This is a genomic window from Enterococcus mundtii (assembly GCF_003957375.1).
GTDB classification, from domain to species: Bacteria; Bacillota; Bacilli; order Lactobacillales; family Enterococcaceae; genus Enterococcus_B; species Enterococcus_B spodopteracolus.
Map to the genome: position 1 here is coordinate 1,054,763 of NZ_CP025473.1, position 24,850 is coordinate 1,079,612.

Annotated in this window: 26 protein-coding genes; 23 read left to right on the top strand and 3 right to left on the bottom strand. The window is 37.6% G+C overall.

The window, feature by feature from the left end; all coding sequences use genetic code 11:
- Window positions 1–18: 18 nt before the first annotated feature.
- The 5 genes from der (at window position 19) to CYK55_RS05365 (ending at window position 4,964) form a co-directional block, all read left to right on the top strand.
- Window positions 19–1,329, top strand: coding sequence for a ribosome biogenesis GTPase Der (gene der, locus CYK55_RS05345; RefSeq protein ID WP_126134024.1), 1,311 nt, complete (start codon window positions 19–21; stop codon window positions 1,327–1,329).
- A 245-nt stretch (window positions 1,330–1,574) separates the two neighbouring features.
- Window positions 1,575–1,850 carry an HU family DNA-binding protein gene (locus CYK55_RS05350; protein WP_002290178.1) on the top strand — a complete coding sequence of 92 codons (276 nt, stop codon included), beginning with the start codon at window positions 1,575–1,577 and terminating at the stop codon, window positions 1,848–1,850.
- A 241-nt stretch (window positions 1,851–2,091) separates the two neighbouring features.
- On the top strand, window positions 2,092–3,138 hold the full coding sequence (locus CYK55_RS05355) for a hypothetical protein (protein WP_034688010.1): 1,047 nt from the start codon (window positions 2,092–2,094) through the stop codon (window positions 3,136–3,138).
- Window positions 3,139–4,398, top strand: coding sequence for a tetratricopeptide repeat protein (locus CYK55_RS05360; protein ID WP_126134025.1), 1,260 nt, complete (start codon window positions 3,139–3,141; stop codon window positions 4,396–4,398).
- 5 nt (window positions 4,399–4,403) lie between these two features.
- A complete protein-coding gene (locus tag CYK55_RS05365) occupies window positions 4,404–4,964 on the top strand; it encodes a YpiB family protein (RefSeq protein ID WP_029594129.1) in 561 nt (186 codons plus the stop codon).
- A 729-nt stretch (window positions 4,965–5,693) separates the two neighbouring features.
- On the opposite strand, the gene CYK55_RS05370 is transcribed toward CYK55_RS05365, so the two are convergent.
- Window positions 5,694–6,572 carry a YitT family protein gene (locus CYK55_RS05370; RefSeq protein ID WP_034688006.1) on the bottom strand — a complete coding sequence of 293 codons (879 nt, stop codon included), beginning with the start codon at window positions 6,570–6,572 and terminating at the stop codon, window positions 5,694–5,696.
- Window positions 6,573–6,819: 247 nt separating this feature from the next.
- Between CYK55_RS05370 and CYK55_RS05375 the strand changes: the two genes are divergently transcribed.
- The 14 genes from CYK55_RS05375 (at window position 6,820) to lepB (ending at window position 19,781) form a co-directional block, all read left to right on the top strand.
- Window positions 6,820–7,158: a nucleotide pyrophosphohydrolase gene (locus CYK55_RS05375; protein WP_010735763.1), complete on the top strand. Its 339-nt coding sequence runs from the start codon at window positions 6,820–6,822 to the stop codon at window positions 7,156–7,158.
- Window positions 7,159–7,177: 19 nt separating this feature from the next.
- Window positions 7,178–8,383: a CCA tRNA nucleotidyltransferase gene (locus tag CYK55_RS05380; protein WP_126134026.1), complete on the top strand. Its 1,206-nt coding sequence runs from the start codon at window positions 7,178–7,180 to the stop codon at window positions 8,381–8,383.
- A gap of 265 nt (window positions 8,384–8,648) precedes the next feature.
- Window positions 8,649–9,104, top strand: coding sequence for a hypothetical protein (locus tag CYK55_RS05385; protein WP_010735761.1), 456 nt, complete (start codon window positions 8,649–8,651; stop codon window positions 9,102–9,104).
- Between the two features lie 228 nt (window positions 9,105–9,332).
- Window positions 9,333–9,608, top strand: coding sequence for a hypothetical protein (locus CYK55_RS05390; RefSeq protein ID WP_034688003.1), 276 nt, complete (start codon window positions 9,333–9,335; stop codon window positions 9,606–9,608).
- 12 nt (window positions 9,609–9,620) lie between these two features.
- Window positions 9,621–11,717 (top strand): cation:proton antiporter, encoded by a 2,097-nt coding sequence (locus tag CYK55_RS05395; RefSeq protein WP_034688001.1) that lies wholly within the window; start codon window positions 9,621–9,623, stop codon window positions 11,715–11,717.
- A 221-nt stretch (window positions 11,718–11,938) separates the two neighbouring features.
- Complete coding sequence (locus CYK55_RS05400) at window positions 11,939–13,825, top strand: ABC-F family ATP-binding cassette domain-containing protein (protein ID WP_034687999.1); 1,887 nt, start codon at window positions 11,939–11,941, stop codon at window positions 13,823–13,825.
- Window positions 13,826–13,835: 10 nt separating this feature from the next.
- Window positions 13,836–14,783: a thymidylate synthase gene (locus tag CYK55_RS05405; RefSeq protein ID WP_034687998.1), complete on the top strand. Its 948-nt coding sequence runs from the start codon at window positions 13,836–13,838 to the stop codon at window positions 14,781–14,783.
- A gap of 14 nt (window positions 14,784–14,797) precedes the next feature.
- Window positions 14,798–15,310, top strand: a complete 513-nt coding sequence (locus tag CYK55_RS05410; protein ID WP_034687996.1) for a dihydrofolate reductase — start codon at window positions 14,798–14,800, stop codon at window positions 15,308–15,310.
- Window positions 15,311–15,574: 264 nt separating this feature from the next.
- Complete coding sequence (locus tag CYK55_RS05415; protein WP_034687994.1) at window positions 15,575–16,417, top strand: DegV family protein; 843 nt, start codon at window positions 15,575–15,577, stop codon at window positions 16,415–16,417.
- A 243-nt stretch (window positions 16,418–16,660) separates the two neighbouring features.
- The gene (locus tag CYK55_RS05420; protein WP_034687993.1) at window positions 16,661–17,557 is read left to right on the top strand and encodes an SGNH/GDSL hydrolase family protein; all 897 of its coding nucleotides are present in this window, start codon (window positions 16,661–16,663) and stop codon (window positions 17,555–17,557) included.
- Window positions 17,550–18,206, top strand: a complete 657-nt coding sequence (locus CYK55_RS05425; RefSeq protein WP_034687992.1) for a YpmS family protein — start codon at window positions 17,550–17,552, stop codon at window positions 18,204–18,206. The genes CYK55_RS05420 and CYK55_RS05425 overlap by 8 nt, the downstream gene beginning before the upstream one ends.
- A gap of 32 nt (window positions 18,207–18,238) precedes the next feature.
- Window positions 18,239–18,757, top strand: coding sequence for a peptide-methionine (S)-S-oxide reductase MsrA (gene msrA, locus CYK55_RS05430; RefSeq protein WP_126134027.1), 519 nt, complete (start codon window positions 18,239–18,241; stop codon window positions 18,755–18,757).
- A complete protein-coding gene (locus CYK55_RS05435) occupies window positions 18,754–18,981 on the top strand; it encodes a YozE family protein (RefSeq protein WP_034687904.1) in 228 nt (75 codons plus the stop codon). Before msrA ends, CYK55_RS05435 begins: the two co-directional genes overlap by 4 nt.
- Before the next feature lie 248 nt (window positions 18,982–19,229).
- On the top strand, window positions 19,230–19,781 hold the full coding sequence (gene lepB / locus CYK55_RS05440; RefSeq protein WP_034687902.1) for a signal peptidase I: 552 nt from the start codon (window positions 19,230–19,232) through the stop codon (window positions 19,779–19,781).
- A 53-nt stretch (window positions 19,782–19,834) separates the two neighbouring features.
- On the opposite strand, the gene CYK55_RS05445 is transcribed toward lepB, so the two are convergent.
- Window positions 19,835–20,233 (bottom strand): VOC family protein, encoded by a 399-nt coding sequence (locus CYK55_RS05445; RefSeq protein ID WP_034687900.1) that lies wholly within the window; start codon window positions 20,231–20,233, stop codon window positions 19,835–19,837.
- Between the two features lie 87 nt (window positions 20,234–20,320).
- Window positions 20,321–20,788: a hypothetical protein gene (locus CYK55_RS05450; RefSeq protein ID WP_034687899.1), complete on the bottom strand. Its 468-nt coding sequence runs from the start codon at window positions 20,786–20,788 to the stop codon at window positions 20,321–20,323.
- 212 nt (window positions 20,789–21,000) lie between these two features.
- Here CYK55_RS05450 and CYK55_RS05455 point away from each other — a divergent pair, with 212 nt between their 5' ends.
- The 4 genes from CYK55_RS05455 to CYK55_RS05470 all read left to right on the top strand — a co-directional run bounded on the left by CYK55_RS05455 (window position 21,001) and on the right by CYK55_RS05470 (window position 24,840).
- On the top strand, window positions 21,001–21,645 hold the full coding sequence (locus CYK55_RS05455) for a helix-turn-helix domain-containing protein (RefSeq protein WP_034687897.1): 645 nt from the start codon (window positions 21,001–21,003) through the stop codon (window positions 21,643–21,645).
- A 677-nt stretch (window positions 21,646–22,322) separates the two neighbouring features.
- Window positions 22,323–23,099, top strand: a complete 777-nt coding sequence (locus CYK55_RS05460; protein ID WP_034687895.1) for an aminoglycoside phosphotransferase family protein — start codon at window positions 22,323–22,325, stop codon at window positions 23,097–23,099.
- A 120-nt stretch (window positions 23,100–23,219) separates the two neighbouring features.
- Window positions 23,220–24,080, top strand: a complete 861-nt coding sequence (gene ylqF, locus CYK55_RS05465) for a ribosome biogenesis GTPase YlqF (RefSeq protein WP_034687893.1) — start codon at window positions 23,220–23,222, stop codon at window positions 24,078–24,080.
- Window positions 24,073–24,840: a ribonuclease HII gene (locus CYK55_RS05470; protein WP_034687891.1), complete on the top strand. Its 768-nt coding sequence runs from the start codon at window positions 24,073–24,075 to the stop codon at window positions 24,838–24,840. The genes ylqF and CYK55_RS05470 overlap by 8 nt, the downstream gene beginning before the upstream one ends.
- The last annotated feature ends 10 nt before the right edge of the window (window positions 24,841–24,850 follow it).

Below are 24,850 nucleotides of genomic sequence, written 5' to 3' on the forward strand. Positions count from 1 at the left end.
ATGTGAGGAGGAAAAAATATGGCAAATCCAACAATTGCAATCGTTGGTCGCCCAAACGTCGGTAAGTCGACGATTTTTAACCGTATCGCCGGTGAGCGTATTTCGATTGTCGAAGATACTCCAGGAGTTACTCGTGATCGTATTTATGCTAAAGGGGAATGGTTAGGTCGTGATTTCAGTATTATTGATACTGGTGGGATCGACTTAGGCGATGAACCATTTATGGATCAAATCAAGCACCAAGCAGAAATCGCAATCGATGAAGCAGATGTAATCGTCTGTGTCGTCAGTGGCCGTGAAGGCATCACTGATGCAGATGAAGTCGTAGCAAAAATTTTATATCGCAGCAATAAACCGGTGATTTTAGCCGTTAATAAAGTCGACAATCCTGAAATGAGAAATGATATTTATGAATTTTATGCATTAGGTCTAGGTGATCCTTACCCTGTATCTGGAAGTCATGGATTAGGAATCGGCGACATATTAGATGAGGCAGTGAAATTCTTTGATGAAGAAGCAGAAGAAGAAGAGGATGATACCATCAAATTCAGTTTGATCGGTCGCCCGAATGTAGGTAAATCTTCCTTGATCAATGCGATCCTAGGTGAAGACCGAGTGATTGTTTCGGACATTGAAGGAACGACGCGTGATGCTATCGATACGCACTTCGTCTCAGAAGACGGTCAAAAATTCATGATGATCGATACAGCTGGTATGAGAAAACGTGGTAAAGTTTATGAAACCACAGAAAAATACAGCGTGATGCGTGCAATGCGTGCGATTGACCGTTCAGACATTGTGTTAATGGTCTTGAACGCAGAAGAAGGCATTCGTGAACAAGATAAACGAGTAGCTGGCTATGCGCATGAAGCTGGACGTGGTGTGATCATCGTTGTCAATAAATGGGATCTAGTCAAAAAAGAAACGAATACGATGCGTGACTTCGAACAAGAGATCCGTGAAGAATTCCGTTACTTAGATTATGCGCCTATTCTGTTTGTTTCAGCTGTGACTAAACAACGATTAGAACGTTTGCCTGAAATGATCGAAGAAGTGAGTATGAACCAAAACTTACGTGTTTCTTCGTCAGTCTTGAATGATGTGATCATGGATGCCGTAGCGATCAACCCGACACCGACAGATAAAGGTAAACGATTAAAGATTTTCTATGCAACACAGGTCGCAGTCAAACCGCCAACCTTTGTTGTTTTTGTTAATGAAGAAGAATTGATGCATTTCTCTTATGAACGCTTTTTGGAAAATCAAATCAGAAAAGCATTTACGTTTGAAGGAACTTCGATCCGAATTATTCCACGTCGAAGAAAATAGGCATTTTACCATAGTAGTCCGTTTTTTTCAAAAAAAATAAGCATATTTTTGTATTACGTTTTTATGACTAAAAAAAGCGGTTAAATAATGCCAAAAACCTTGCTATTAAGCGATTCATATGATATCGTGATAACAGAATATTGAAACTTAATCAATATTTCTTATAAACTTCTGGACCACTCAGAAAGTTTTTAAACTAAATGATGTTCCTATCATATCTCTTGTTGGAGGAGGTGAATCTATCCATGGCAAATAAAGCAGAATTAATCGAAAAAGTTGCTTCAGCTACAGATTTAACTAAAAAAGACGCAACTGCAGCAGTTGACGCTGTATTTTCAACTATCCAAGATGCTTTAGCTAACGGCGAAAAAGTTCAATTAATTGGTTTTGGTAACTTTGAAGTACGCGAACGCGCGGCTCGTAAAGGACGTAACCCACAAACTGGTGAAGAAATCGAAATCCCAGCTAGCAAAGTACCTGCATTCAAACCAGGTAAAGCATTGAAAGACGCTGTTAAATAAGACAGTTGAAAAAGCGCTTGTGGCTACGGCTACAGGCGCTTTATTTTTTATATAGATGGATAAAAGAGGCGGAAAGCAGTAGAAAGGCAACAACCAAATAGTTCAGCAACTGAATGGAACTCTTTACATATCAAATAAAAGAATAGAGTTGATCAAAAAGGCATGGGTTCATTAACTAGTTTTCTTATTCTTTTTTTATTTTACTTACTAATGGTAAAATAAAAGAAAAGGGGAGGGCAACATGGAGTTATCCTATCGCTACCAACAAGAAGAAACAACAATCTTTTATGGGGAAACATTTGTCAGTCAGTTGAAAAATGAATCGATTGATCAAGCGATTCTTTTTTTGACGAACCAACGTTATTATGATCTATACGCTGAGAAAATGACACAGTCATTCACGAACAAGTTAGCGATTGATTGGTATATTTGTGGCAATACGCAGTGTAATCAATTGTCTGAATTGCATAGCCTCTTGTCTTATGCGAGACGCTATCCCGAAAATCGACCGCTTTTAGTAATAGGTTTTGGCAATGAGGGAATTATGGAGTTGGCGGGCTTCTTTCAAAAACATACGTATCTTCAGACTACACTTTGGTTGATCCCCGTCTCGATCCGCTCCATGGCACGGGCACTTAATCCTCAATGCGAGATATTACATGGGTCTAACGAATCGGCTCTTCAAACGACGAACCTTCCAGAACGAATCATTTATGATCGGACGATCAGTGAAAAACAAATCGAAGGGAAACAAATCGATTTTTTGATTTTTATCTGTTGTGGGTTAGTCTGTGATCATCCGTTTCTTCAAAATCTTTACAAAAATTATCCGAATCGCGAAAAATTATTCAATCGTCCTTTTGCTGGTATGCTAGAAGAAATCATTTATTTTTATCAAGAAGACGCTGAACAAGTGACAAATTATGGTAAACTATTTGAGCAAGCTTTTTATCTGACTGAAAATAGTCATTTGCTTTCCGCCAGTATGAAAAAATTTTTAGGTATCTTAATACAACTCATATGGAATTCAGAAATCAAGTCGCTTTCATTTCAATTGAAGAATTTTTTTATCTGGCTGCAGCATCTAGGTTATCCAATTATTTGGCCTGAAGAGATATCAAAAATGGATTATCTAGAAAATGTGCTGGTTTTAGCGGAAAAGAGCAAAAAAATTCTCGTTTTGGAAAAAATTGGTATAATAGATGGATATCAATTGCCAAACGAGCAAGAACTATTGAAAACAATGGCGTCCTATGAAAGGATCGTTCAAGAGATTAGAGGGATTTAGATGATGACAAATAGTGAAAAAATGCTACAAGCATTAGCAGACGAAAATTTGACAGAAGCAAATGAATATTTGGCAAAGGCGCTCCAAGAAGATCCGGCTGATGTGTTACATGAGTTAGGAGAAGAATTATTAGCCATTGGTTTTTTAGAAGAAGCAAAAGCAATTTTTGAGCATCTGCTAACTGTATCGCCTGAAAATGATGAATGGAATATTCCTTTGGCAGAGATCGCTATCGAAGACAATGAGATCGATCAGGCATTTGACTATTTAGAAAAAATCCAGCAAGATAGTGAGTACTATCCACAAGCACTATTAGCAATCGCTGACTTGTACCAAGTAATCGGTATTCCTGAAGTAAGTGAAGCAAAATTGAAAGAAGCAGCGAAGCTATTACCAGAAGAACCATTGATTCGATTTGCATTGGCTGAATTGTATTTTTCAGTTGACCGTTTCAATGAAGCTTCCGCACTTTATGAAATGTTGTTAGCGAACGGTATAGAAGAAATTTCTAGTATTTCCATGCAAGAACGCTTAGGACAATCGTTGAGTATGCAAGGGGATTTTGAAGCAGCAATCCCACCACTGGAAGCAGCTTTAGCCGAAGAGCGGACAGATGATCGTTTGTTCCAATTAGCGTTCACGAATCTACAATTACATGAGAATGAAAAAGCTATCAATTATTTGCAAGAATTACGGGAATTGAATCCACAGTATCAATCCTTATACCTCTATCTAGGTCAGGCCCTTCAAGAAGAAGAGATGATCGAAGAAGTACAACAAGTCTTAGAAGATGGTATCAAAGAGAATCCATTCCAAGTAGAACTTTATCACCTAGCTTCGGAAAATGCTTTTCGTCTACATGAGAAAGAAAAAGCAGAGAAGTTACTACTTGATGCATTGAACGTCGGTGACAAGCAAGATGAAACGTTGTTGACGTTGAGTAATCTTTACTTGGATCAAGAACGTTATGAAGACGTTGTTCAAACAGTCAACCAAATGGAAGAAGTTGCTAATCCATATGCAGAATGGAACCTCGCTCATGCCTATAATCAATTAGAAGATTTTGCGGTAGCAGCAGTCCATTATGAACAAGCAGCCCATGAATTAGATCATGAGCCGGATTTCTTGAAAGAATATGCTTTATTCTTACGTGAAGAGGGTCAATTAGCAAAAACACGAGAATTATTGGAACAATATTTAACTTATGAACCAGGAGATATGGAGGTATTGTCGCTATTAGATGATTTAACAGAGAGGTGATGAATATGTTGATTGATGTTAAAGAAAAGAAGAATTTCTTAACTTGGATGGTTAACCATGTCTCTTTCAGTCGCAGAGAAGTATTTTGGATTTTGAACTATCTGGCAAATCATGAAGCAATCTTACACAATGTGCGTTTTGTTGAAGGTGCAAACTTAACAAGACGTGGTTTACAGATCACCGATCTTTCCTATGAAGGTGAGCCGATGAAGCTATTTTTAGATGGAAAGGAATTTACTGACACTGATCAAATCTTCCACGAAATCCGTCTGAATTGGAAAAATCCACTCTATGTCGAATGCCTTTTTGAAAATGCGTGGCAAACGAAAGAATATTTAGCAATCATCGAAGACAACCCGTTAGCCTCATGGGAAGATGCAATCAGTGAAGAATCAACAGAATTAATCGAGCATTATTTCCAAGAAAAAGAGCAAGCCGCAAAACTAAACATGCTTTACCAACAGATCGATCAGGCCTTAGAAGAAGGCGATAAAGATGCGTTTCTTGAACTATCAGATGAAGTGAACCGCATGATCCTTCAAGCGCCGCAGAAGAGTAAGAGCTGAATGTGGGGAAAGCTGGCTTTGGAAAAGTAAAATTATGATAAGTAAGTATCTATAGTGAAAATATATATTATAATTAAAGCTTAGGCTTCCTTCCGAGTAATATTCGTAAAGGAAGCCTAGTTTTTATTAAGTTTTTTAGAACAACAAAAATGGATTTCAATAATAAAATTTCTTGAAAAGCTTATTATAATCAAATTTGTTCAAGAATATCTCTTGTCGCTTCCCTAAATTCCTTTGGTTGATACGTATGAACGAAATGTACAAAGTTCTTTACATATTATAGATTTTTGGAAGGTGCGTTGATCTGCTATCAATGTATACATATTTGATTCCAGTGATATTTTCGGATAGTAGTATAGGCTCTCTTAAATATTATCAGTTATATTTTATATAGTTCATATATCTTTCATTCTGTACAAAAAATATGAAGCGGTAAAGCTATTGATCAAAAAAAGATGTGACACAAGTACCCAGCTATGGCAAATAAGCGTGAATCCCAAAAATTTAAAAAGCCATTATCGTGTTTCACGCTTATTTATGAACGTAAGCTTGTGGGGCACCATATATTCGGTTTTAGGAAGCGCAAAAGGCCTAATCGCCCAGGTACTTCTGAATGAACTGAGAATATCTCTAAGTAGACAGTTGCAACTCCTTGATCACGAAATACGCAGAACTACGTTATTCTATATACATAGAAAGCTCAGTACTAGGTTGGTCGATTCAAAATCATTATGTTATTTTTTTATACCGCCTCGTTTGTAGTTTAAGATACGTAAAGCCTTCTCCTTCTACTTCATGGACATTTAGAATTGAAAGAAAGGCATGTTCGTCAATTTCATGAATGATCCGTTTTACTTCGTTTAATTCCCTGGTACTTACTACCATATAGATCATTTTTTTATCGATACCAGAAAAGCCACCTTCTCCATGCAAGAATGTGACACCACGTTGTAAGCCAGTCATCAATAAAGGCGCAATTTCCTCACTTTTATTTGAGACCACAAGAATCCCTTTAGCAGAGTAGCCGCCATCAAGGATAAAATCGATGACACGACTAAATACATAGGAAGCGATTAACGTGTACATCATTCGCTTCAAATCGATATAAGTTAATGAAGCAAGTAAAACTATGACATCAAAAGCTAAAAGGGAACGTCCCATAGAGATTCCATGATTTTTTTCAAGTATCCGAGCGATGATGTCACTTCCTCCTGTAGTACCTCCCATACGATAAACGATCCCGCTGCCGACACCGGCAATCAGTCCTGCAAGTAAAGAGACGATTAGTAAATCATGCTCTAAGTTGATTTGTAAGGGAATCCTTTGCCAAATCCATAAGAAGACAGAAAGCGAGACAGTACCTAAGACAGTATAAGCGAGCGCGCGTTTTCCTAAGATTTTTCCGCCTAGTAGGATCAATGGAATATTGATCAATAAAGTAGAATAAGCTGGGTCGATATGAAAAAGAGCACGCAAAATCAGAGTAATACCTGAAACTCCACCCTCAGCTAGCTGGTTTGCGATATTCAAATAGACTAGTCCAAAAGCATAAATACTTGTTCCTAAAATAATAAAAATAACTTCTTTCATTGTTTTCAATGATGTCATCGAATCCCCACTTTCTACTATATGATATGATTCATTGTGCAACAAGCGGTAAATCCTAGATATAAACCTAAGGATTAGCAAACTGGTTCTTCATTTTTATAGTTATAGAATAGACCAAGTTGGCTTGATGCTAAGAATTTATTAAGTGTACCTAACATAATGTAGCATGTATTCTTTGTTTTCACAATTGCACTTCTTGCCGTTTTGCTGTAAAGTTTTTTAGGAAGAGATGATTGGAGGGTTCTTAATGAAAGAAGAGCGTTCACTAAAAAGTATGCAAGAAGAGGTCGATGCGTACATCCAACAATTTAAAGTTGGATATTTTTCGCCATTGGCGCAAATGGCACGTCTGACCGAAGAAGTAGGCGAATTGGCACGAGAGGTCAATCATTCATATGGCGAAAAAAGTAAAAAAGCAACAGAACCTAGTAATTCAGTGGCAGAAGAATTAGGCGATGTTCTATTTGTAACAATGATCATGGCAAACTCGTTAGGAATTGATTTGACGACGGTATTTGAAAAAAATATGGAGAAGTTCAATCGAAGGGACCATCATCGTTTTGCCCGAAAAGATGAGGAACAGTGAGAGGATAGAAGGAGTAAAAATGAGACTAAGTGAATTACCGATCGAATATAAAAAAGCAATTCCAGTAATAAGAAAAATTGAGGCTGCTGGATTTGAGGCGTACTTTGTTGGTGGTAGTGTACGTGACACGTTACTCGGACAAAAAATTCATGATGTAGATATTGCTACTAGTGCGTTTCCAGAAGAAATCAAGCAGTTGTTTCCAAAAACGATCGATATCGGGATCGAACATGGAACGGTCCTCGTCTTGTATGAAGGGGAGCAATACGAGATCACGACATTTCGTACGGAATCGACTTATCAAGATTATCGGCGTCCTGATAGTGTTTCATTTGTTCGTACACTAGAAGAGGATCTAAAGCGGAGAGACTTTACGATCAATGCTTTTGCTTTGAAAGAAGATGGTGAGATCATCGATTTATTCGACGGCTTGGCTGATTTAGAAAATCACGTCTTACGAGCAGTTGGCCGGCCTTTTGAACGATTTCATGAAGATGCCTTACGAATGATGCGTGGGCTTCGTTTTGTAAGTCAGTTAGGGTTCAAATTGGAGGAAGAAACAGCCAAGGCAATCGAAGACAACCATGCCTTATTGGATAAAATTTCTATTGAACGAATGAATGTTGAATTTATCAAAATGCTTTTAGGGGATTTTCGTAATCATGGCTTGGCCGCATTTGTTGAAACAAAATGTTACATCTATTGTCCACAATTAAAAGAAGATGGTGAGGCATTACTAAGATTTGCCGATTTACCATCTATTCCATTAAAAAAAGAAAGTCAAGCTTGGGCATTATTACTCAACCAACTTGGTCGATCTGAGCAAGAGGTGGCACCTTTCTTAAAAGCCTGGAAATGTTCCAACCAAATGATTCGAGAAGTCCAACGTTTGGTCAAAGGATTGGCGAAGCGACAAGAACGACGATTAACACCATTGGAGATTTATCATCTTGGAAAAGACGCATCGATGGATGTGGAAGAATTGATGATTTACTTCCAACAAACCCCTGACATAACAACTGTGCTAGACATTTATCATGCACTTCCTATCAAGACAATGAGTGAGTTGGCGATTGATGGAAAGGTGCTATTAGCTACGAGTGAGAAAAAACCAGGTAAATGGGTCAGTGAAGCGTTAGCACTTGCGGAGTCAGCGGTAGTGAACGGACTGGTACAGAATGAACAAGCTGCATTATTAACCTATCTGAAAGAGCAACAAGATTAGTCAACGAAATCGTAACAAGCACTAATTACGTCTGATTAGCGGTCTAATCATATACTGACATGGCTAAAGTAAGGGCATGAGAGTTATCTATAGAAGCGTTTGGCTTTTTTGTAGGATGTTTTTCATGTCCCTTTTCTCTTTTAGAGGAGGATTTTTATCAAAAAAGCTGATAGAAAAGCAAACCTGAGAGATGACCGCTTTTGTTGTTTTATGCTAAACTAGTAATGAAACAGAATATAATGCGTCAAAAAAGGAGATTTTTTTAATGAGCAAAGAAATGACAGCGCTAAAATTTTATTTCCGTAACGGCGAAACATGGACGATCAATCGTCGTCACATCGGCGACCTTTGGATCAAACAAATCACAACAAGTTTTGGTCGTATTAATGGAAGCGAATTTATCGAGATCCATCCATGTGCCGGTTTTAAAATCGAAATCTTCCATGAGGGAGATTCAGTAGCTACTCATGATATCAATCTAGGTGGTTTAGAAATGGGTATGTTCAATCGTGCTTTGAAATATGAAGATATTGAACGTATGGAAATCTTGTATCGCAATGGTACACCTGATCTAGTATACTTCCCTTACTTGGACAAAGGAACAGAGGGATTAGATAATCAATATCAATCAACAAAAATCAGTGAAAAAACTGGTAACTTATACATTGTGATCAACCCAGAACAACGTGTTGACGATGTTTATGGCGAATATTTCGAATAAGATCAAATGCCGTTTAAAAATAGCACATGCAAAACTTTTGAATTGGTTTTGCATGTGTTTTTCTTTTGTCTTTATTTTATGATTACAATTGATATTTTATAGTGATTGGACTAGAATGAGTTTCTGGAATTGAAACGAATGCTTCATCCTAAAAGTAAAAAGTTTTTAGTTGCATTCTAAAAACTTTTTGCTATAATTGGTGCAGTTTGAATATAGGAGATCTTGAAAATGAGAGAGAGTTTTGAAGAAAAAAAGAAACGACTGGTTGACCACTATGGTACTTTTTCAATGGAAGATCGTCGCCAGATCTTATGTAAGTTGCGTAAAAGGAATATCTTGATGTATCGTCAATTGGGACGCTTGAAACACGAATTGCTCCGTTTAGAATCAAAACGTGTGCAATGTGAGTTAGACGGTCGAGTGACCCAAGCGGAAATTGTTGAAAACAAAATTTTAAAGAAAAAAGAGCAATATTTGAAAGTTCTTGCACAAAATAAAAAATAAAGGGGATCAAGCATGGAATTTGCAGAGTTAGTGATTGTTTTTGCAGTCACGATCACGCTATCCAACATAGCAAGTCGTATCTTGCCGATGATTCCTGCACCACTGATCCAAATATTTCTCGGCGTGGTTTTAGGGTTGACCGAATGGGGTGAATCCATCAATTTTGAACCTGAATTATTTTTAGTGATGATCATCGCTCCCTTACTTTTTAGAGAAGGAGAAAAAGCGGATATCGCGTCGATCCTGAAAAATTTCGATACGATATTGTTTCTCGCTTTTGGTGGGGTGATCTTGACTTTGATTGGCGTTGGAGCAACGTTATCGTTTCTGTTGCCAAGTGTTCCTTTAGCCGCGTGTTTCGCTTTTGGTGCAGCACTAGGTCCGACAGATGCGGTGGCAGTCAGTTCGCTTTCCAATCGTGTGAACATTCCGAAAAAAGCCATGCATATTTTAGAAGGTGAAGGGTTACTGAATGATGCTTCTGGCGTAACAGCCTTCCAATTTGCCTTAGCTGCTTTGATCACTGGGACGTTCTCTGCGGTAAATGCAGGCGTTACACTGATTTTATCAAGTATTGGCGGGGCAGTAGTCGGCTTTTTGCTTGTCTGGGTAAAAAGAAAAATCATTGGTTTGATCGAGAAAGCATCGGCACGTGACGTAACAGGCTACTTATTGATTGAATTGTTGTTGCCGTTCTTAGCGTATGTTTTAGCCGAAGTCTTTCATGTTTCAGGAATTATTGCAGCAGTGGTTGCAGGGGTATTACAAGCCTCAGGATTTAAAAAAATCTCAGTTTTTGATGCAGAGTTGTCAACTTTATCGAATAGTACATGGACAACGATTGCCTTCACATTGAATGCGCTGGTATTTATATTTTTAGGAATCGAACTGACACAAGTCTTTACACCAGTTTGGGGGGATGGGTTGTATTCGAATAGTTTGTTGCTAATGATCATTTTATTGGTTTCAATCATGCTATTCGTCATACGTTTCGTTTCAATCAGCCTGTTTTATATGTTTAAGGGCGGTTTACAAAGTTTCAAAAAACAACTGAATGAAGTCTTGATTTTAACCTTCGGGGGCGTAAAAGGAACAGTCAGTTTAGCGACTATTTTTATTTTACCATTCACGATCAATCAAATGGCATTCAACCAACGATCATTGCTTTTATTTTTAACGGCAGGTGTTATTTTGGTCACGTTGATCATCGGGATCATTGTATTGCCTATGTTGACTGAAACAGAAGAAGCAGCAACAACTGATTTAAAAGCTTTGATGATCTTGGAAGAAGTGATTGAAACACTACGCGTAGAAAAAGAAGCGGAAGAACCAGGATCAAAAGCTTATTTAGCAATAGAAGCAGTGATTGAGACTTATCAAGAAAGAATCAGTGAGCTTTATTTATCTGATTTGAGTGGAGATGAAAAGCAAGAAGTCCAAGAAATCCAAGCGTTGATTTTATCGATTGAGCGAGACAGCTTGGATGAACGATATCGTTCTGGGAAGTTGTCTTCTAATGGCTATCGTTTTTATTCAAGATTCCTAGCTAACTTTGAGCAGTCGATCACAAGTCAAATTTTGTCATTTATTGGATTTTGGTTTATTGTGGTACGCCGATTGATGCGGATCGTTCTCCACCCTAAAATGTTTTGGCAAAGACGCCAGACAGATCAGCAAACAATGATCTCAGAAAAAGATATTCAAGAAATCCGAGAGACGTATCAAAAGAATACACAATTGATCATTGAAAGTTTGGAGAATTTAACAGACGTTTATGATGATACGATGATTGGATTCTTTATCGAACAACGAAAAGCTCAGGGGATTCGGATGATGAGTGGTAATCTGATTTCCACTTGGCTGATCCAACAAGATCGTTTGTTTACGAAAAAAATGCTTAGAGGTTATTATTTAGAAAGAAAAGTCATTGATGAATATGAAGTCGCCGAAACGATCACGACTTTTTCTGCGAATCAATATAGACGAAATATCAATCTGTTGGAGTCCTATACAATGAATCAACCGACAGATCGCTTTTCGTTTCGCTTTGCGTTCCAAGCGAAAGCAAAGAAATTTCAATTAAAACAAGACCAAAAGAGGAAGTTGTGACAAAGCACAGCTCCTCTTTTTTTTGGGGGTTGTGACAGAAGTCGTTCAACCTTAATAATTAAGTTCATCCTGGAAGTCAGGTTTTTGAATCCTGTGTATTTGGTTATATGAAGTGAGAGAACACGTATCTTCAATGCTACCTAAAAAAAGAATATTCGAAAAAAACTATCTTTTAAACAATTGTTTTATGTTACAATATCCAAGATAAGGGGGGAGTACTGGTGAAAGAGCTAAAAATAACTGACCTCAAAAAAACATATGGAGAAAAAGAATTATTTAATCAGATCTCCTTTTTGATCCATGAACATGATCGCATCGGTTTGATTGGTACCAATGGAACTGGTAAAACAAGTCTTTTGAATATCATCGCTGGACTTGACAGTGGAGATGGTGATCAGCAGACAGTTTTTTATCCGAATGATTACCGTATCGGTTATTTATCACAAACCGATTCATTTGCAGAAAATGATACGGTCTTACAAGCTGTTTTTCAAGGGAATAGTCCATTGATCGAGACTGTACGACTCTATGAGGAAGCCTTGATTGCATTAGCTGAAAATGGCGATGATGAAGCAGTCCAAAAACGCTACGCATTGGCAGAAGAGCGAATGAATAAAGAGGACGCTTGGACGACGGATACAAATGCCAAGATCATTTTGCAAAAATTAGGGATCAACCAACTAGAAAAGAAAATCGGTGAGCTTTCAGGTGGACAAAAAAAACGTGTCAGCTTAGCACAGGTTTTGATCGATGAACCTGATCTTTTATTGCTTGATGAGCCGACAAACCACTTAGATTATGCAGCGATCGAATGGTTGGAATCTTACTTGAAACAATATCGTGGTGCCTTATTGATGGTTACCCATGATCGTTATTTCTTAGATCGTGTCACGAATCGGATCTTTGAACTTGCCTTTGGGAATCTTTATGAATATAAAGGCAATTATGAAGCTTATCTTATTGAAAAAGCCGAGCGAGATCGTGTCGAAGTCGAACAAGAAGAAAAGCGTAAACGCCTGTATAAGCAGGAGCTTTCTTGGATGCGAGCGGGAGTACAAGCTCGTGGGACGAAACAGCAAGCACGTATCAATCGCTTTGAAGATTTAAAAGAAAACTTATATCAAGTCAATCATGATACGGATATCGAACTAAATATCGCGACACAACGTTTAGGTAAAAAAGTGCTTGAGATCAAGGATGGTTCGTATTCGATTGAAGGAAAACCTTTGCTCCAACACTTGGATCTATTGATCCAATCAAGAGAGCGTCTAGGAATCACTGGAGAGAATGGTGCTGGGAAGTCAACGTTGTTAAATATCTTAGCAGGCAAATTATCCTTAGATAGTGGCATCTATACGATTGGCGAAACTGTTCGATTAGCTTACTATACACAGGAAAACGAAAAAATGTCTCCGGACAAACGAATGATTGCTTATCTGCAAGAAGCGGCAGAAGAAGTCCAAACGGCGGATGGAACGCAAATCGGTGTCGCTGAACTTTTGGAGCGGTTCTTGTTTCCTAGATTCATGCACGGAACACTGATCCGTAAACTATCTGGTGGGGAAAAGCGTCGTTTATATTTACTCAAATTATTGATCCAGCAACCAAATGTTCTATTGCTGGATGAGCCAACCAATGACTTAGATATCGCTACTTTAACGATCTTGGAAGATTATTTCCGGACATTCCCTGGAGCGGTGATCACCGTTTCTCATGACCGTTATTTCTTAGATAAGGTAGTTGATAAACTGTTAGTTTTTCTAGGAAATGGCAAACAAGAGCTTTATTATGGCGATATGTCTAGCTATTTAGCTAAACGCAAAGAAGATCAACATATTCAACCAGAAAAAGTCACAGCTAAGATTGAAGAAAAAAAATCTGAGCCAAAGAAAAAGCTTTCTTATATGGAACAGAAAGAATGGGCAACAATCGAAGATGAGATTGCAGAACTAGAGACTCGTTTGGGTGAATTGCAAGAAGAGATGAACCATCAAGGGGATAATTTCACACGATTGCAAGAATTACAAAAAGAAGTAACCACAACTGAGGAACTGCTGGAAGAAAAAATGTCACGTTGGGAATATTTAAGTGAATGGGCAGATAATTAGGAGGGAAAAGATGGAGCAAGCATATCTTGATCTAGGGAAAAAGTTATTATCTGAAGGACATGTAAAAGGTGATCGTACGGGAACAGGAACATTTAGTTTATTCGGTTATCAAATGCGATTTGACCTGCAAAAAGGCTTTCCGTTATTGACGACAAAACGTGTACCTTTTGGTTTGATCAAAAGCGAATTATTATGGTTTTTAAAAGGAGACACAAATATCCGTTATCTTTTACAAAATAATAACCATATTTGGGATGAATGGGCATTTGAACGGTATATCAAAAGCGAGGACTATCAAGGGCCGGATATGACAGATTTTGGACATCGTAGTTTGACTGATCCAGAATTCAATAAAGTCTATCAAGAAGAAAGCAAGAAATTCTGTGAAAAGATAGTGGCAGATGAAGCATTTGCAGAAAAGCATGGAGATCTTGGTCATATCTATGGCTATCAATGGCGTCATTGGGAAACAAAAGAAGGTAGTTTCATCGATCAAATCAAAGAAGTGATCGAAGCTATCAAGCAGACACCTGATTCAAGACGATTGATCGTCTCAGCATGGAATCCAGAAGATGTGCCAAGTATGGCTTTACCTCCTTGCCACACGATGTTTCAATTCTATGTAAATGACAATAAATTAAGTTGTCAGCTGTATCAAAGAAGTGCTGACGTATTTTTAGGTGTCCCATTCAATATTGCTAGCTATGCTTTATTGACACATCTGATTGCACATGAAACGGGATTAGAAGTTGGTGAATTTATCCATACTTTAGGCGATGCGCATCTTTACTCAAATCACGTAGAGCAAATGAAGGAACAATTGTCTCGTGAAGTTCGTCCATTTCCGAAGCTAGTATTGAATACAGAAAAAAACTCTGTATTTGATTTTGAAATGGATGATATCAAAGTTGAAGGATATGAGCCGCATCCTTCAATAAAGGCACCTATCGCGGTCTAAGAAAGGATGAGAAAATGTTCGCTGCAATCTGGGCACAGGATGAAAATGGTCTGATTGGAAAAGAAGACAAACTTCCTTGGCATTTGCCAAATGATTTGAAATTTTTTAAGCAGATGACCGAAGCGAATGTATTGATCATGGGACGAAAAACATTTATGGGAATGGGCGGTAAGCCATTACCTAACCGTAAAACGATTGTTTTGACAAGGGACCGTGAATTTACAGCTGAAGGCGTGCAGGTAATGCATGATGTCAATGAAGTTTTAGCGTATGAAAAAGAAGCAGATGGGATTTTATTTGTTGCTGGAGGATCAGCGATCTATGAAGCATTCTTACCTTACTGCACGATTTTATATCGTACAGTAATCCATCATTCTTTTGAAGGAGATACGTATTTCCCTGCTGTTGACTGGCAAGCTTGGTCGTTGATCAATATCAGTCCGGGAGAAGTCGATGAAAAAAATAGTTACGCCCATCAGTTCGAAACGTATAAACGTAAAGAAGAACACACAACAGAAGAGATATAATGTCTCGTTGAACCTATAGATTCAAAGCGGAAGAAACCGGAATGGATGGTTGATCATTCAGGTTTCTTTTTCTTATTTTGCTAGTCCATAAAAAGAAGGAGTATATATAAACCAAAATTAATAGAATCATGTTATCATAACAAACAATTTATTTTAAACTTGTTTATAACTGAATTTGATGAAAAAACAAAAGTTCTTTGGTATACTGAAAGTGGACCTGCCTGAAAAATGCTAGGCACTTTGTGAAAGAAAGAGTGTGAAATAATGACAAACGTAAAAATAGTAACAGATTCTTCTTGTACAATGGAAAAAGCAGTACGAGATCATTTGAATATTCATGTTATGCCATTATCAATTATGATCGATGGTGTTGTATATCCTGATGACGACCAACTTGGCGGAGAGAAATTCATGGATATGATGGCTAAATCAAAGGCATTACCTAAAACAAGCCAACCGCCAATCGGTGAGTTCATTTCAGCTTATGATGAATTAGGTCAAGATGGTAGTGAAGTGATCTCTATCCATATGACAAAAGGCTTAAGTGGAACGGTTGAAGCTGCAAGACAAGCGAGTAACTTAACCAAAACAAAAGTAACAGTGATCGATAGTGATACAACCGATCAAGGATTATCTTTCCAAGTTATTCGTGCGGCTGAAATGGCCAAAGAAGGTAAATCAGCAGAAGAGATCCTTGCTGAAATCGAGAAGATCAAAAATAATACAAAACTTTATATCGGTATCTCCACATTGGATAACTTAGTAAAAGGTGGAAGAATCAGTCGTGCAACTGGTTTACTATCAAGTATGTTAAACATTCGTGTGGTGATGAACTTTACTCATTCAGAGCTGATTCCTGTGACAAAAGGTCGTGGGAAAAAGACTTTCGACAAGTGGTTCGATGGCTTGAAGAAAGAACTGAAGGCTCTACCGAACGTTCGCCAGATCGGTATCTCACATGCAGGTGCCACAGACCTTGCTCGCGAGTTTGAAGAAGGCTTGAAACAATTGTTTCCCGATATGGACATCCCAGTATTGCATACAAATCCAGTGATTGCTACCCATACAGGGGAAAATGCTTTTGCAATCATGTATTATACCGATTGATGAATGTAAAATAAGTAATAGGAGGACAGATCATGTGAAGACAAATAAACGTGTTCTTTGTGATCTGTCTTTTTATTCGTTCAAGTGCTACTAGCATAAGGAAGTGAGGAGGAAAAGACATTTTGAGATGCTCCACTTCCTTTAGCAGATGAGAAACAGCCTCTTTCTTTTTTCAGAAAAGGGCTATTTTTTTAATCGGAATTTTGGTAATATAAGAAACAATCATGGTTTAGAGGTGAAACAATGAAACGAATGAAACAACAGTGGTTGCTTGTTTTGATCCCTTTGTTCACTGCAGTTTTTCTCTTTGTCGGACTCTCTTTAAGCGTGCCGAAAGCACAGCCTTTGTTAAAACCGGCAGCATCGGTTACTTCTGAAAGCAATCAAAAGGAAAAGTTACACTATGTAGCAATTGGCGATTCATTGACTGAAGGAGTAGGCGACCAGACGAAACAAGGTGGTTTTGTTCCGTTAGTCGCAAATGACATAAAAGAAAGATACGGTTTGACAGCCATTGAAATTGAAAACTATGGTGTAAATGGCGAACGAAGTGATCAAATATTAAAAAGATTGAAAAACAATGAAGAAATCCAAAAGAATATCGAAACCGCAGACATTATTACCTTGACTGTTGGTGGGAATGATTTAATGAAAGTGATCCAAAATAACCTTTTTGGTATCAGTATTCGGTCATTCAATAAACCAATCAAGAAGTATCAAGAAAACGTCCAAGCAATCATCGAAGAGATACGAGTGTTAAATAAAGAGGTACCTATCTATATTTTAGGGATTTACAATCCATTTTATTTGAACTTCCCTGAGATCACGGATATGCAAACGATTGTGGATAACTGGAATGAAGGAACACAGCAGGTAGTAAATGAAGCAGAAAATAGCTATTTTATCCCGATCAATGATCTATTGTATCAAGGATTGAATCAAGAGGTCGGAATTACTGAAGCTTCTGATCAGTCAGCTTCTAGTGATAGTTCGAACGGGACGAAAAATAATGTGTTATATGAAGAAGATCATTTTCATCCTAATAACTTAGGCTATCAATTGATGGCTAATGCTGTGAGGGATCAATTGATCGAAACGCATGAAAAATGGCTGGTCAAGGAGGGAAACAAGGATGGATAAACGTAGTTCAACAGTTGAAAAAAACAAAAGGCATAACTACTGGAAATACGCATTTCTGATTTTATTAGGCCTGATCATTGGTTCGACGATTTTCTTGGGTACGCGGATATTTGCCAATCGTGAACCTGATTTGCCAGAAGTACCAGCGATTACAGAAAGACAAGGCGATCCGGTATTGACGATCAATACTCAAAAAGAAAAAGTCAACCAACTGATCAGCTTTTTCTTGACAGATTTCCAAGAAGGACAAGATATCAAGTACAAATTTTATTTAGAAAATGAAGCATTGCTTAATGGGACGTTTGAAGTGTTAGGTTTCCCTATCGACTTTTACTTGTATTTTGATCCGTATGTAATGGAAAATGGCAATGTTCAGTTAAAAGCAAAAAGTCTATCGATCGGTACATTGAATCTACCGATCAGAGATGTGATGAATATGATCAAGCGAAATTACAAACTACCTGAATGGATCGAGATCAATACAGATGATTTAACGATCATGTTACGATTAGATCAATTCCGTATGCAAAATGGCATGTACATCAAAGCGGACAAAATTGATTTAGTCAACGATGATATTCGATTTAGTTTGTATTTACCAAAAGATTCCTCAACAACGGAAGAAACGACCGAATCTAGTACTAATTAAGTGATATCTCGAAAGTAAGGGAGGAATTAATAATGGAACGAGCAATATTTGCAGGGGGTTGTTTTTGGTGCATGATCCAACCTTTTGACACATTACCTGGCATCCACACGATCATGTCCGGTTATACTGGTGGGCATGTGCCACATCCAACGTATGAACAAGTGAAAGCCAAAATAACAGGACATACTGAAGCAGTAGAAATCTTGTATGATCCTGAATTGATCTCATACGAGGCATTACTTGAGCTTTATTGGCAACAAACAGATCCTACAGACGCTTTTGGTCAATTCGAAGATCGAGGCGATAATTACCGACCTGTGATTTTTTATACTACAGAAGAACAACGTCAAAAAGCTGAAAAAAGCAAACAACAACTTGCAGCAAGTGGTCGCTTTAGTGAACCCATCGTTACGACGATTGAACCAGCGGAGGCCTTTTATTTAGCTGAAGAGGAACATCAAGATTACTACAAAAAAAATCCTGAGAACTTTGAGCGTAATCATGCGCGTCGTGCGGCATTTATTGCTGACAATTGGGAGGGAAATCAATGAATCGCAGCTTCTATCACTATCTGATGACTCTTCGTGGCGGAAAACCAACGGATGCACTGTCCACTTTTGCAACAGAAGCCGGTAAGGACATCCAGTTTCCAAAACATAGTACGAGTTATGAAGAAATCTCTGATTATTTAGAAATGAATGTTGATTATTTGCCCTCTATGGATATCTTTGATACAGCTTGGGATCATTATCTAGAGAATAATCATCTCGCCTGAACAATGGATCTGGTACGAAGGGGATGACTTAAAAAAGACGAGACAAGTACTGCATAGGCAATATTTTTGAATAGTCCTATTTGATACAATGATTTTAGCCTATGCAATTATTTCTAAAACATAGTACGTATGTCCGTCTTTTTTCGCATCTATTTTTAAATGATTATTGAACCATTCGCTTTTTCTGTAGTTATTCTATATAATGAGGATAATAGGTTAAGATTTTACGAGGGATGGATTGATGGGCTTTGACAAAAAAGCAGCGTTATATTGACCGTTTTTGGTTATTGATTAAATTTTTACTTTGTTCCATAGTGATTGCATTTATTTTACGGGGATTTATATTGATCCCAGTACCAGTGGAAGGAAACTCGATGGAGAATGTCCTTAAGCAAGGTGATATGGTCGTTATGGAAAAATTTTCTGAAATCAGAAGATTTGATGTAGTCGTTTTCCAACTTTCAGATGGCACGATCTATATTAAAAGAGTCATTGGTCTACCGGGAGAAACTATTAGTTATGAAAAGGACCAACTAAAAATCAACGGCCAGCCAGTCGAAGAACCTTATTTAAGTAAAAATATCCGTTCGGACCATGAAAATGCACCTTATACTACCGATTTTACCTTGGAAGAGTTGACAGGATATACAGAATTACCTGAAGATAGCTATTTTGTTTTGGGGGATAATCGTCGTGTGTCAAAAGATAGTCGTTCATTTGGAACAATATCTAGAGATGAAATTTTAGGAAAAGCGAGATTTGTGTATTACCCATTAACTGAAATCAAATGGATCAGGTAAAATAAAAGAAGACTTCCCAATAACAATATGTTGGAAAGTCTTCTTTTTTTTGATTATATTTTCATCCACATTGGTTCCAATGTGTTTCCATCAGGATCTTGTACTTCAAGAGAATACATTTCTTCTTCTGGTATTCCCATATCGACTGTATGGTAGCTACCACCATTTTCTTTTGCAATTTCACCAAAACGTTTGACTTCAGCAGCATTTGCTAAACTAAAAGCAATCAGTGCACCGCTCATTTTTTTTGTGTCTGCGATTTCTTTGTTTTTCAAGAATTTTTTGTAAAAGTCATGTGTCAAGAGCATCACCCAAAATGTGTCATCCCAAACCATTGCGCTTGCTTCCTCAGTCGAAAATTCTTTATTTTGTTTGAATCCTAATTTTGTATAGAATTCGACCGAGCGACCAACATCTTGCACAGGGAAATTGACAAAAACCATTGTGTCCATCTTGCTACAGCCCCTTTCATTTTCCTCTATCATGCGCCCGTTGGTAAGCGTTGTCAAAGTATTTAACTTGAAGAATAATTTCTTATTTTATTGGACGTATCCGCTAAAAGTATAATCAACAGTACTATAAAACTCATAATAAAATCTTGAACTTTGATCTGTCATACTAAGAGTATTAGAAATCGTAGAGCCAGCTGGAACGAAGTGTGTTTTCAAGACGGCATGATTGACAGAATTTCTCATTCGAATTTCTAAGGTTCCGCGACCTTGATTGTGGAAGTAATAATTATACGTATTTTTTCCTAATATATTGTAGTTAGAATATAAATAATATTTGCCACTATAAGTGCCAGATATTGAACAACGCCATGACGAAACTACGTTCCAGTTTGCCGTTGGCACATTGGCTCCTCTGACCAAGGAAGGCGTCAAATTGATTAAACTTGATTCTGGGTATGTGGCTTCAACACTTAACTGACCTGCATCTACTGACTGTTGTGGAGTGGACAAACCAAATAATAAGAAAATAGTAGAGAACATAAATAATTTTTTCATAAGTACTCCTTTTTTGTTATTTTTTAGCGAACATTCACCTCTTGATAATAAGTGTTTTGTTTCACATTTTCAATAGCAAGAATCCTTGTTTTACAAGGTGTCACAGATTGTGACATCGAATAATCGGAAATATATCGATTCGTTTCAATAATTCGCTTTTAAGTTCTTTTATGAAATGGTTATAATGAGAGATAGAATAAGGAGGCGATGTTGTGGATTTTGGTAAAACATTAAAAGAAAAAAGGTATCAAGCAGGAATTACACAGGAAGAATTGGCAAAGAGATTAAATGTTAGTCGTTCAGCTATTTCTAATTGGGAAATCGGCAGAAATTACCCAGACATACATACACTAGTGAAAATATCGACAAGCTTAGGTGTGTCTTTAGACGAACTATTGGAAAATTCTACCATAACTGACACGATGATTGATACTACTAAAGAAGTGGAGGTGAATCAGAAAAAAAAGCAAGGAAAATTGTTTTTTATAGTAGCACTTTGTTCAATTATTTCAGTCATGTCGCTTTTATTTTTTTCATTTTCTAAGCAACCGACGATTGTCTTGAATGCAGTTGAAAACGTCAATTCAGAAGATGTAGCGCTCTTTAACAAAGAAGACATTAAAGATATTACTCTCAAGGACAAGAAAATGACTGTTCTTTTTACTATACCTAAAGACAGTGAATATGTTGGCTACTATGTTGACGGAAGTAATCAAAAAGGTTTTGTGAATCTTGATTTATATAAGACTGCTAATTCTAATATCAATCAGCGGAAATTAGTACATGATGGACTGATTGAAGTAGATTTAGATATGTTTTCAAAAGTGAATAAAATTAGTGTGAATTATAAAAAATAAATCGTATTGCAAGAAGTACTCAAAGATAGCTGTATGAGGACAAATGAAGGAGTTCGATGGTTAGTGAAGGTAAGTATGGCAAAATAAAAATCTTCTAAAAAACTTTTAGAAATCAGGTGGATCTTCTTGTCAACGAGCTGTATACTTCGAGTCGGATCAGGTTAAAAAGTAAGCTTCATGAAACGAATCGTTCAGTCGATTGTTTTACGGAGCTTACTTTTTTCATTACTATGAAAGCTCTTTTTTACATTGATTGCTTTCTAACTTTGGCTGATTGATCTTTTGACATTTCTTAAAACTGACTCATGATGTACGTCAAAAGATCGCCTAGAAATCAAAAATATGAAGTATTTCTCTTGTGGATAGAACGGACAAAGTATTTTATCCTGTTATGATATTCCCTCCTCATCAAATATTTTTGTCCAGTTTACGATCTGAATAAGCATGGATTCACTTCTCCAGAGTACCGCATCATATATCAGTACACTTTCTGAGATAACTATGAAATAGAAGACTAGGTTCAATGGTAAATATTTTTAGGATAGTTAACATTCTCCTTGATTGACTTTAACAAATGGAAATCTGCTTGTTGAACTAACGTCTCTCTTTCCATTTTTAGAACATGAGGTGGAATTGATATGGTAAACTGAAGAAAAGAGTCGAAAGCGAGGAGCTAGATGATCGAAAAGAAACTAAAAGGAAGAGACGGTGTAGTGATCCAAGAAGAGCAAGTAATTCGTCCTAAGAAAGTCTGGTCGGAGGAGGTCCAAAAATTTTTAAGCTACCTAATGAACCAAGGTGTAATTTATGTGCCAGAACCATTAGGCTATGATGAGAAAGGAAATGAAGTGGTATCTTATCTCGCAGGTGAGGTCTATGATTATCCTTTGCCCTCTCAATTGTTGACGGACAGTGCCATTTGTTCAGCAGGTCGGTTGTTAAGAGATTTCCACGACCAGAATCAAGGATACCTTACTTCTTTAAGTGGCGCAGAACCGTGGATGCTACCTCCATTTGGAGAGCGTGAGGTAATGTGTCACAATGATTTTGCGCCATACAATGTGATAACGGAAAATGGTATAGCCATTGGTATCATTGATTTTGACACGATCACACCAGGATCAAGAATCTGGGATGCAAGTTATGCCGCCTATCGCTGGGTACCTTTAGCGGCAAATCAAGGAGATCCGATCACGGATGAAACGTGTCATCGTTTAAATAAATTTGTTGAAGCATACAGATTAGATGAGTCCGAGTATCCAGATTTGATTCCTACGATGAGCGAGCGACTTTCTTATATGATGGACTTCATCACTAAAGCAGCGAGTCGCGGGGAAGCAAATTTTCAAAAAAATATACATGAAGGCCATCTAAAAAAATATGAGCAAGATATTCAATGGTTGCTCGACAATGAGAAAAAAATTCTTAGAAAGTTGCAAAATGAAGAAACTTGAGAATAAGCCGTTTGATTTTTAGTTTTTTTCTTGTATACTCCTAGAAGTGTAGTTCATTCAAGTACTGTATAAGTAAAGAGCAACTTTTTTAGATTTTAAGTTTTAAAGGAGGAAACACCAATGACTATTCAATGGTTCCCAGGACATATGGCGAAGGCTAGACGTGAAGTTTCAGAAAAGATGAAATATGTTGATATCGTCTTTGAGTTAGTTGATGCACGCCTACCTTTGTCTTCACGTAATCCAATGCTAGATCAAATCATCCAACAAAAGCCAAGACTTGTTTTATTGAATAAAGCTGATCTAGCGGATCCGCAACAAACAAAATTATGGCAGCAATACTTTAGAAAGCAAGGACATCAAGCCTTAGCAATCACCGCTCAAGAAAGTAAAGGAATCAAATCGTTGATTCCTGCAGCAAAAGAAGCACTGAAAGAAAAACGCGAAAGAGACGCAGCTCGTGGCATCAAACCTCGAGCAATCCGCGCGATGGTTCTAGGAATTCCTAATGTAGGAAAATCGACATTGATGAATCGTTTAGTGGGCAAAAAGATTGCACAAACAGGGAATAAGCCTGGAGTAACGAAAGGGCAACAATGGCTTCGTTTAGGAAGTGAATTAGAACTACTAGATACACCTGGTATTTTATGGCCTAAGTTTGAAGATGAAGAAATCGGTAAAAAACTAGCCTTGACTGGTGCAATCAAAGACCAATTGGTACACCTTGATGATCTAGCAATTTACGGCTTAGATTTCTTTGCCCGTTACTACCCTAACAAAATCAGCGAACGTTATGGACTATCAATAGAAGAAGAGCAACAAGTTGCACCTGAGTTATTGATGACGATCACGGAACGGAGAGGGTATCGCCAAGATTATGACCGCGGGAGCGAGCTAGTCGTTTTTGATATCCGCCAAGGGAAACTTGGTCGCTATACTTTAGATCGTTGTGAAGAAATGGAAGAGACTACTCATGAGTGAGTCGATCCAGAGTATCAAAGAAAAACTGAAACAAATCACAACGCTTGATGATCCGATAGTCACACAACTAAGATTAGACACAAGAAAAGGTGTCCAACAAGCGTTAGACTCTTTTGAAAAACGCTTAGCAAAGGAAACTTTGCTTCGTGAAAAATATGAGACGATGTCCTTCTACGAAAATGAAGGATACGCTCAAGGGTATGACTTGATTGCAGGGATCGACGAGGTAGGAAGAGGCCCGTTGGCTGGCCCTGTTGTATCCGCAGCTGTTATTTTACCTAAAGGTGTAGAGATTTACGGATTGAATGATTCCAAGCAATTATCTGAAAAAAAACGTGAAGAACTGTATGTACAGATTCAAGAAAAAGCCCTCTCCATTGGGATTGGTGTGATCGATGAGCAGACGATCGATCGTGTCAATATTTACGAAGCAAGTAAATTAGCGATGTGTGAAGCTGTTAAAGAATTGACACCAGAACCTACGTATTTATTGATTGATGCGATGACTTTAGATTTGCCGATTGCACAAAAAAAATTGATCAAAGGAGATGCCCGTTCAATTTCGATTGCTGCTGCAAGTATCATTGCAAAAGTCTATCGTGACCGTTTGATGAAAGAATACGAGTTACAATATCCTGGCTATGGTTTTGCCAAGAATGCAGGTTATGGAACAAAAGAACACCTGTTAGGATTAGCACAACATGGCATCACGCCAATCCATCGTAAAAGTTTTGCACCAGTCAAACAATATTTATCATAAGCGATGTGCC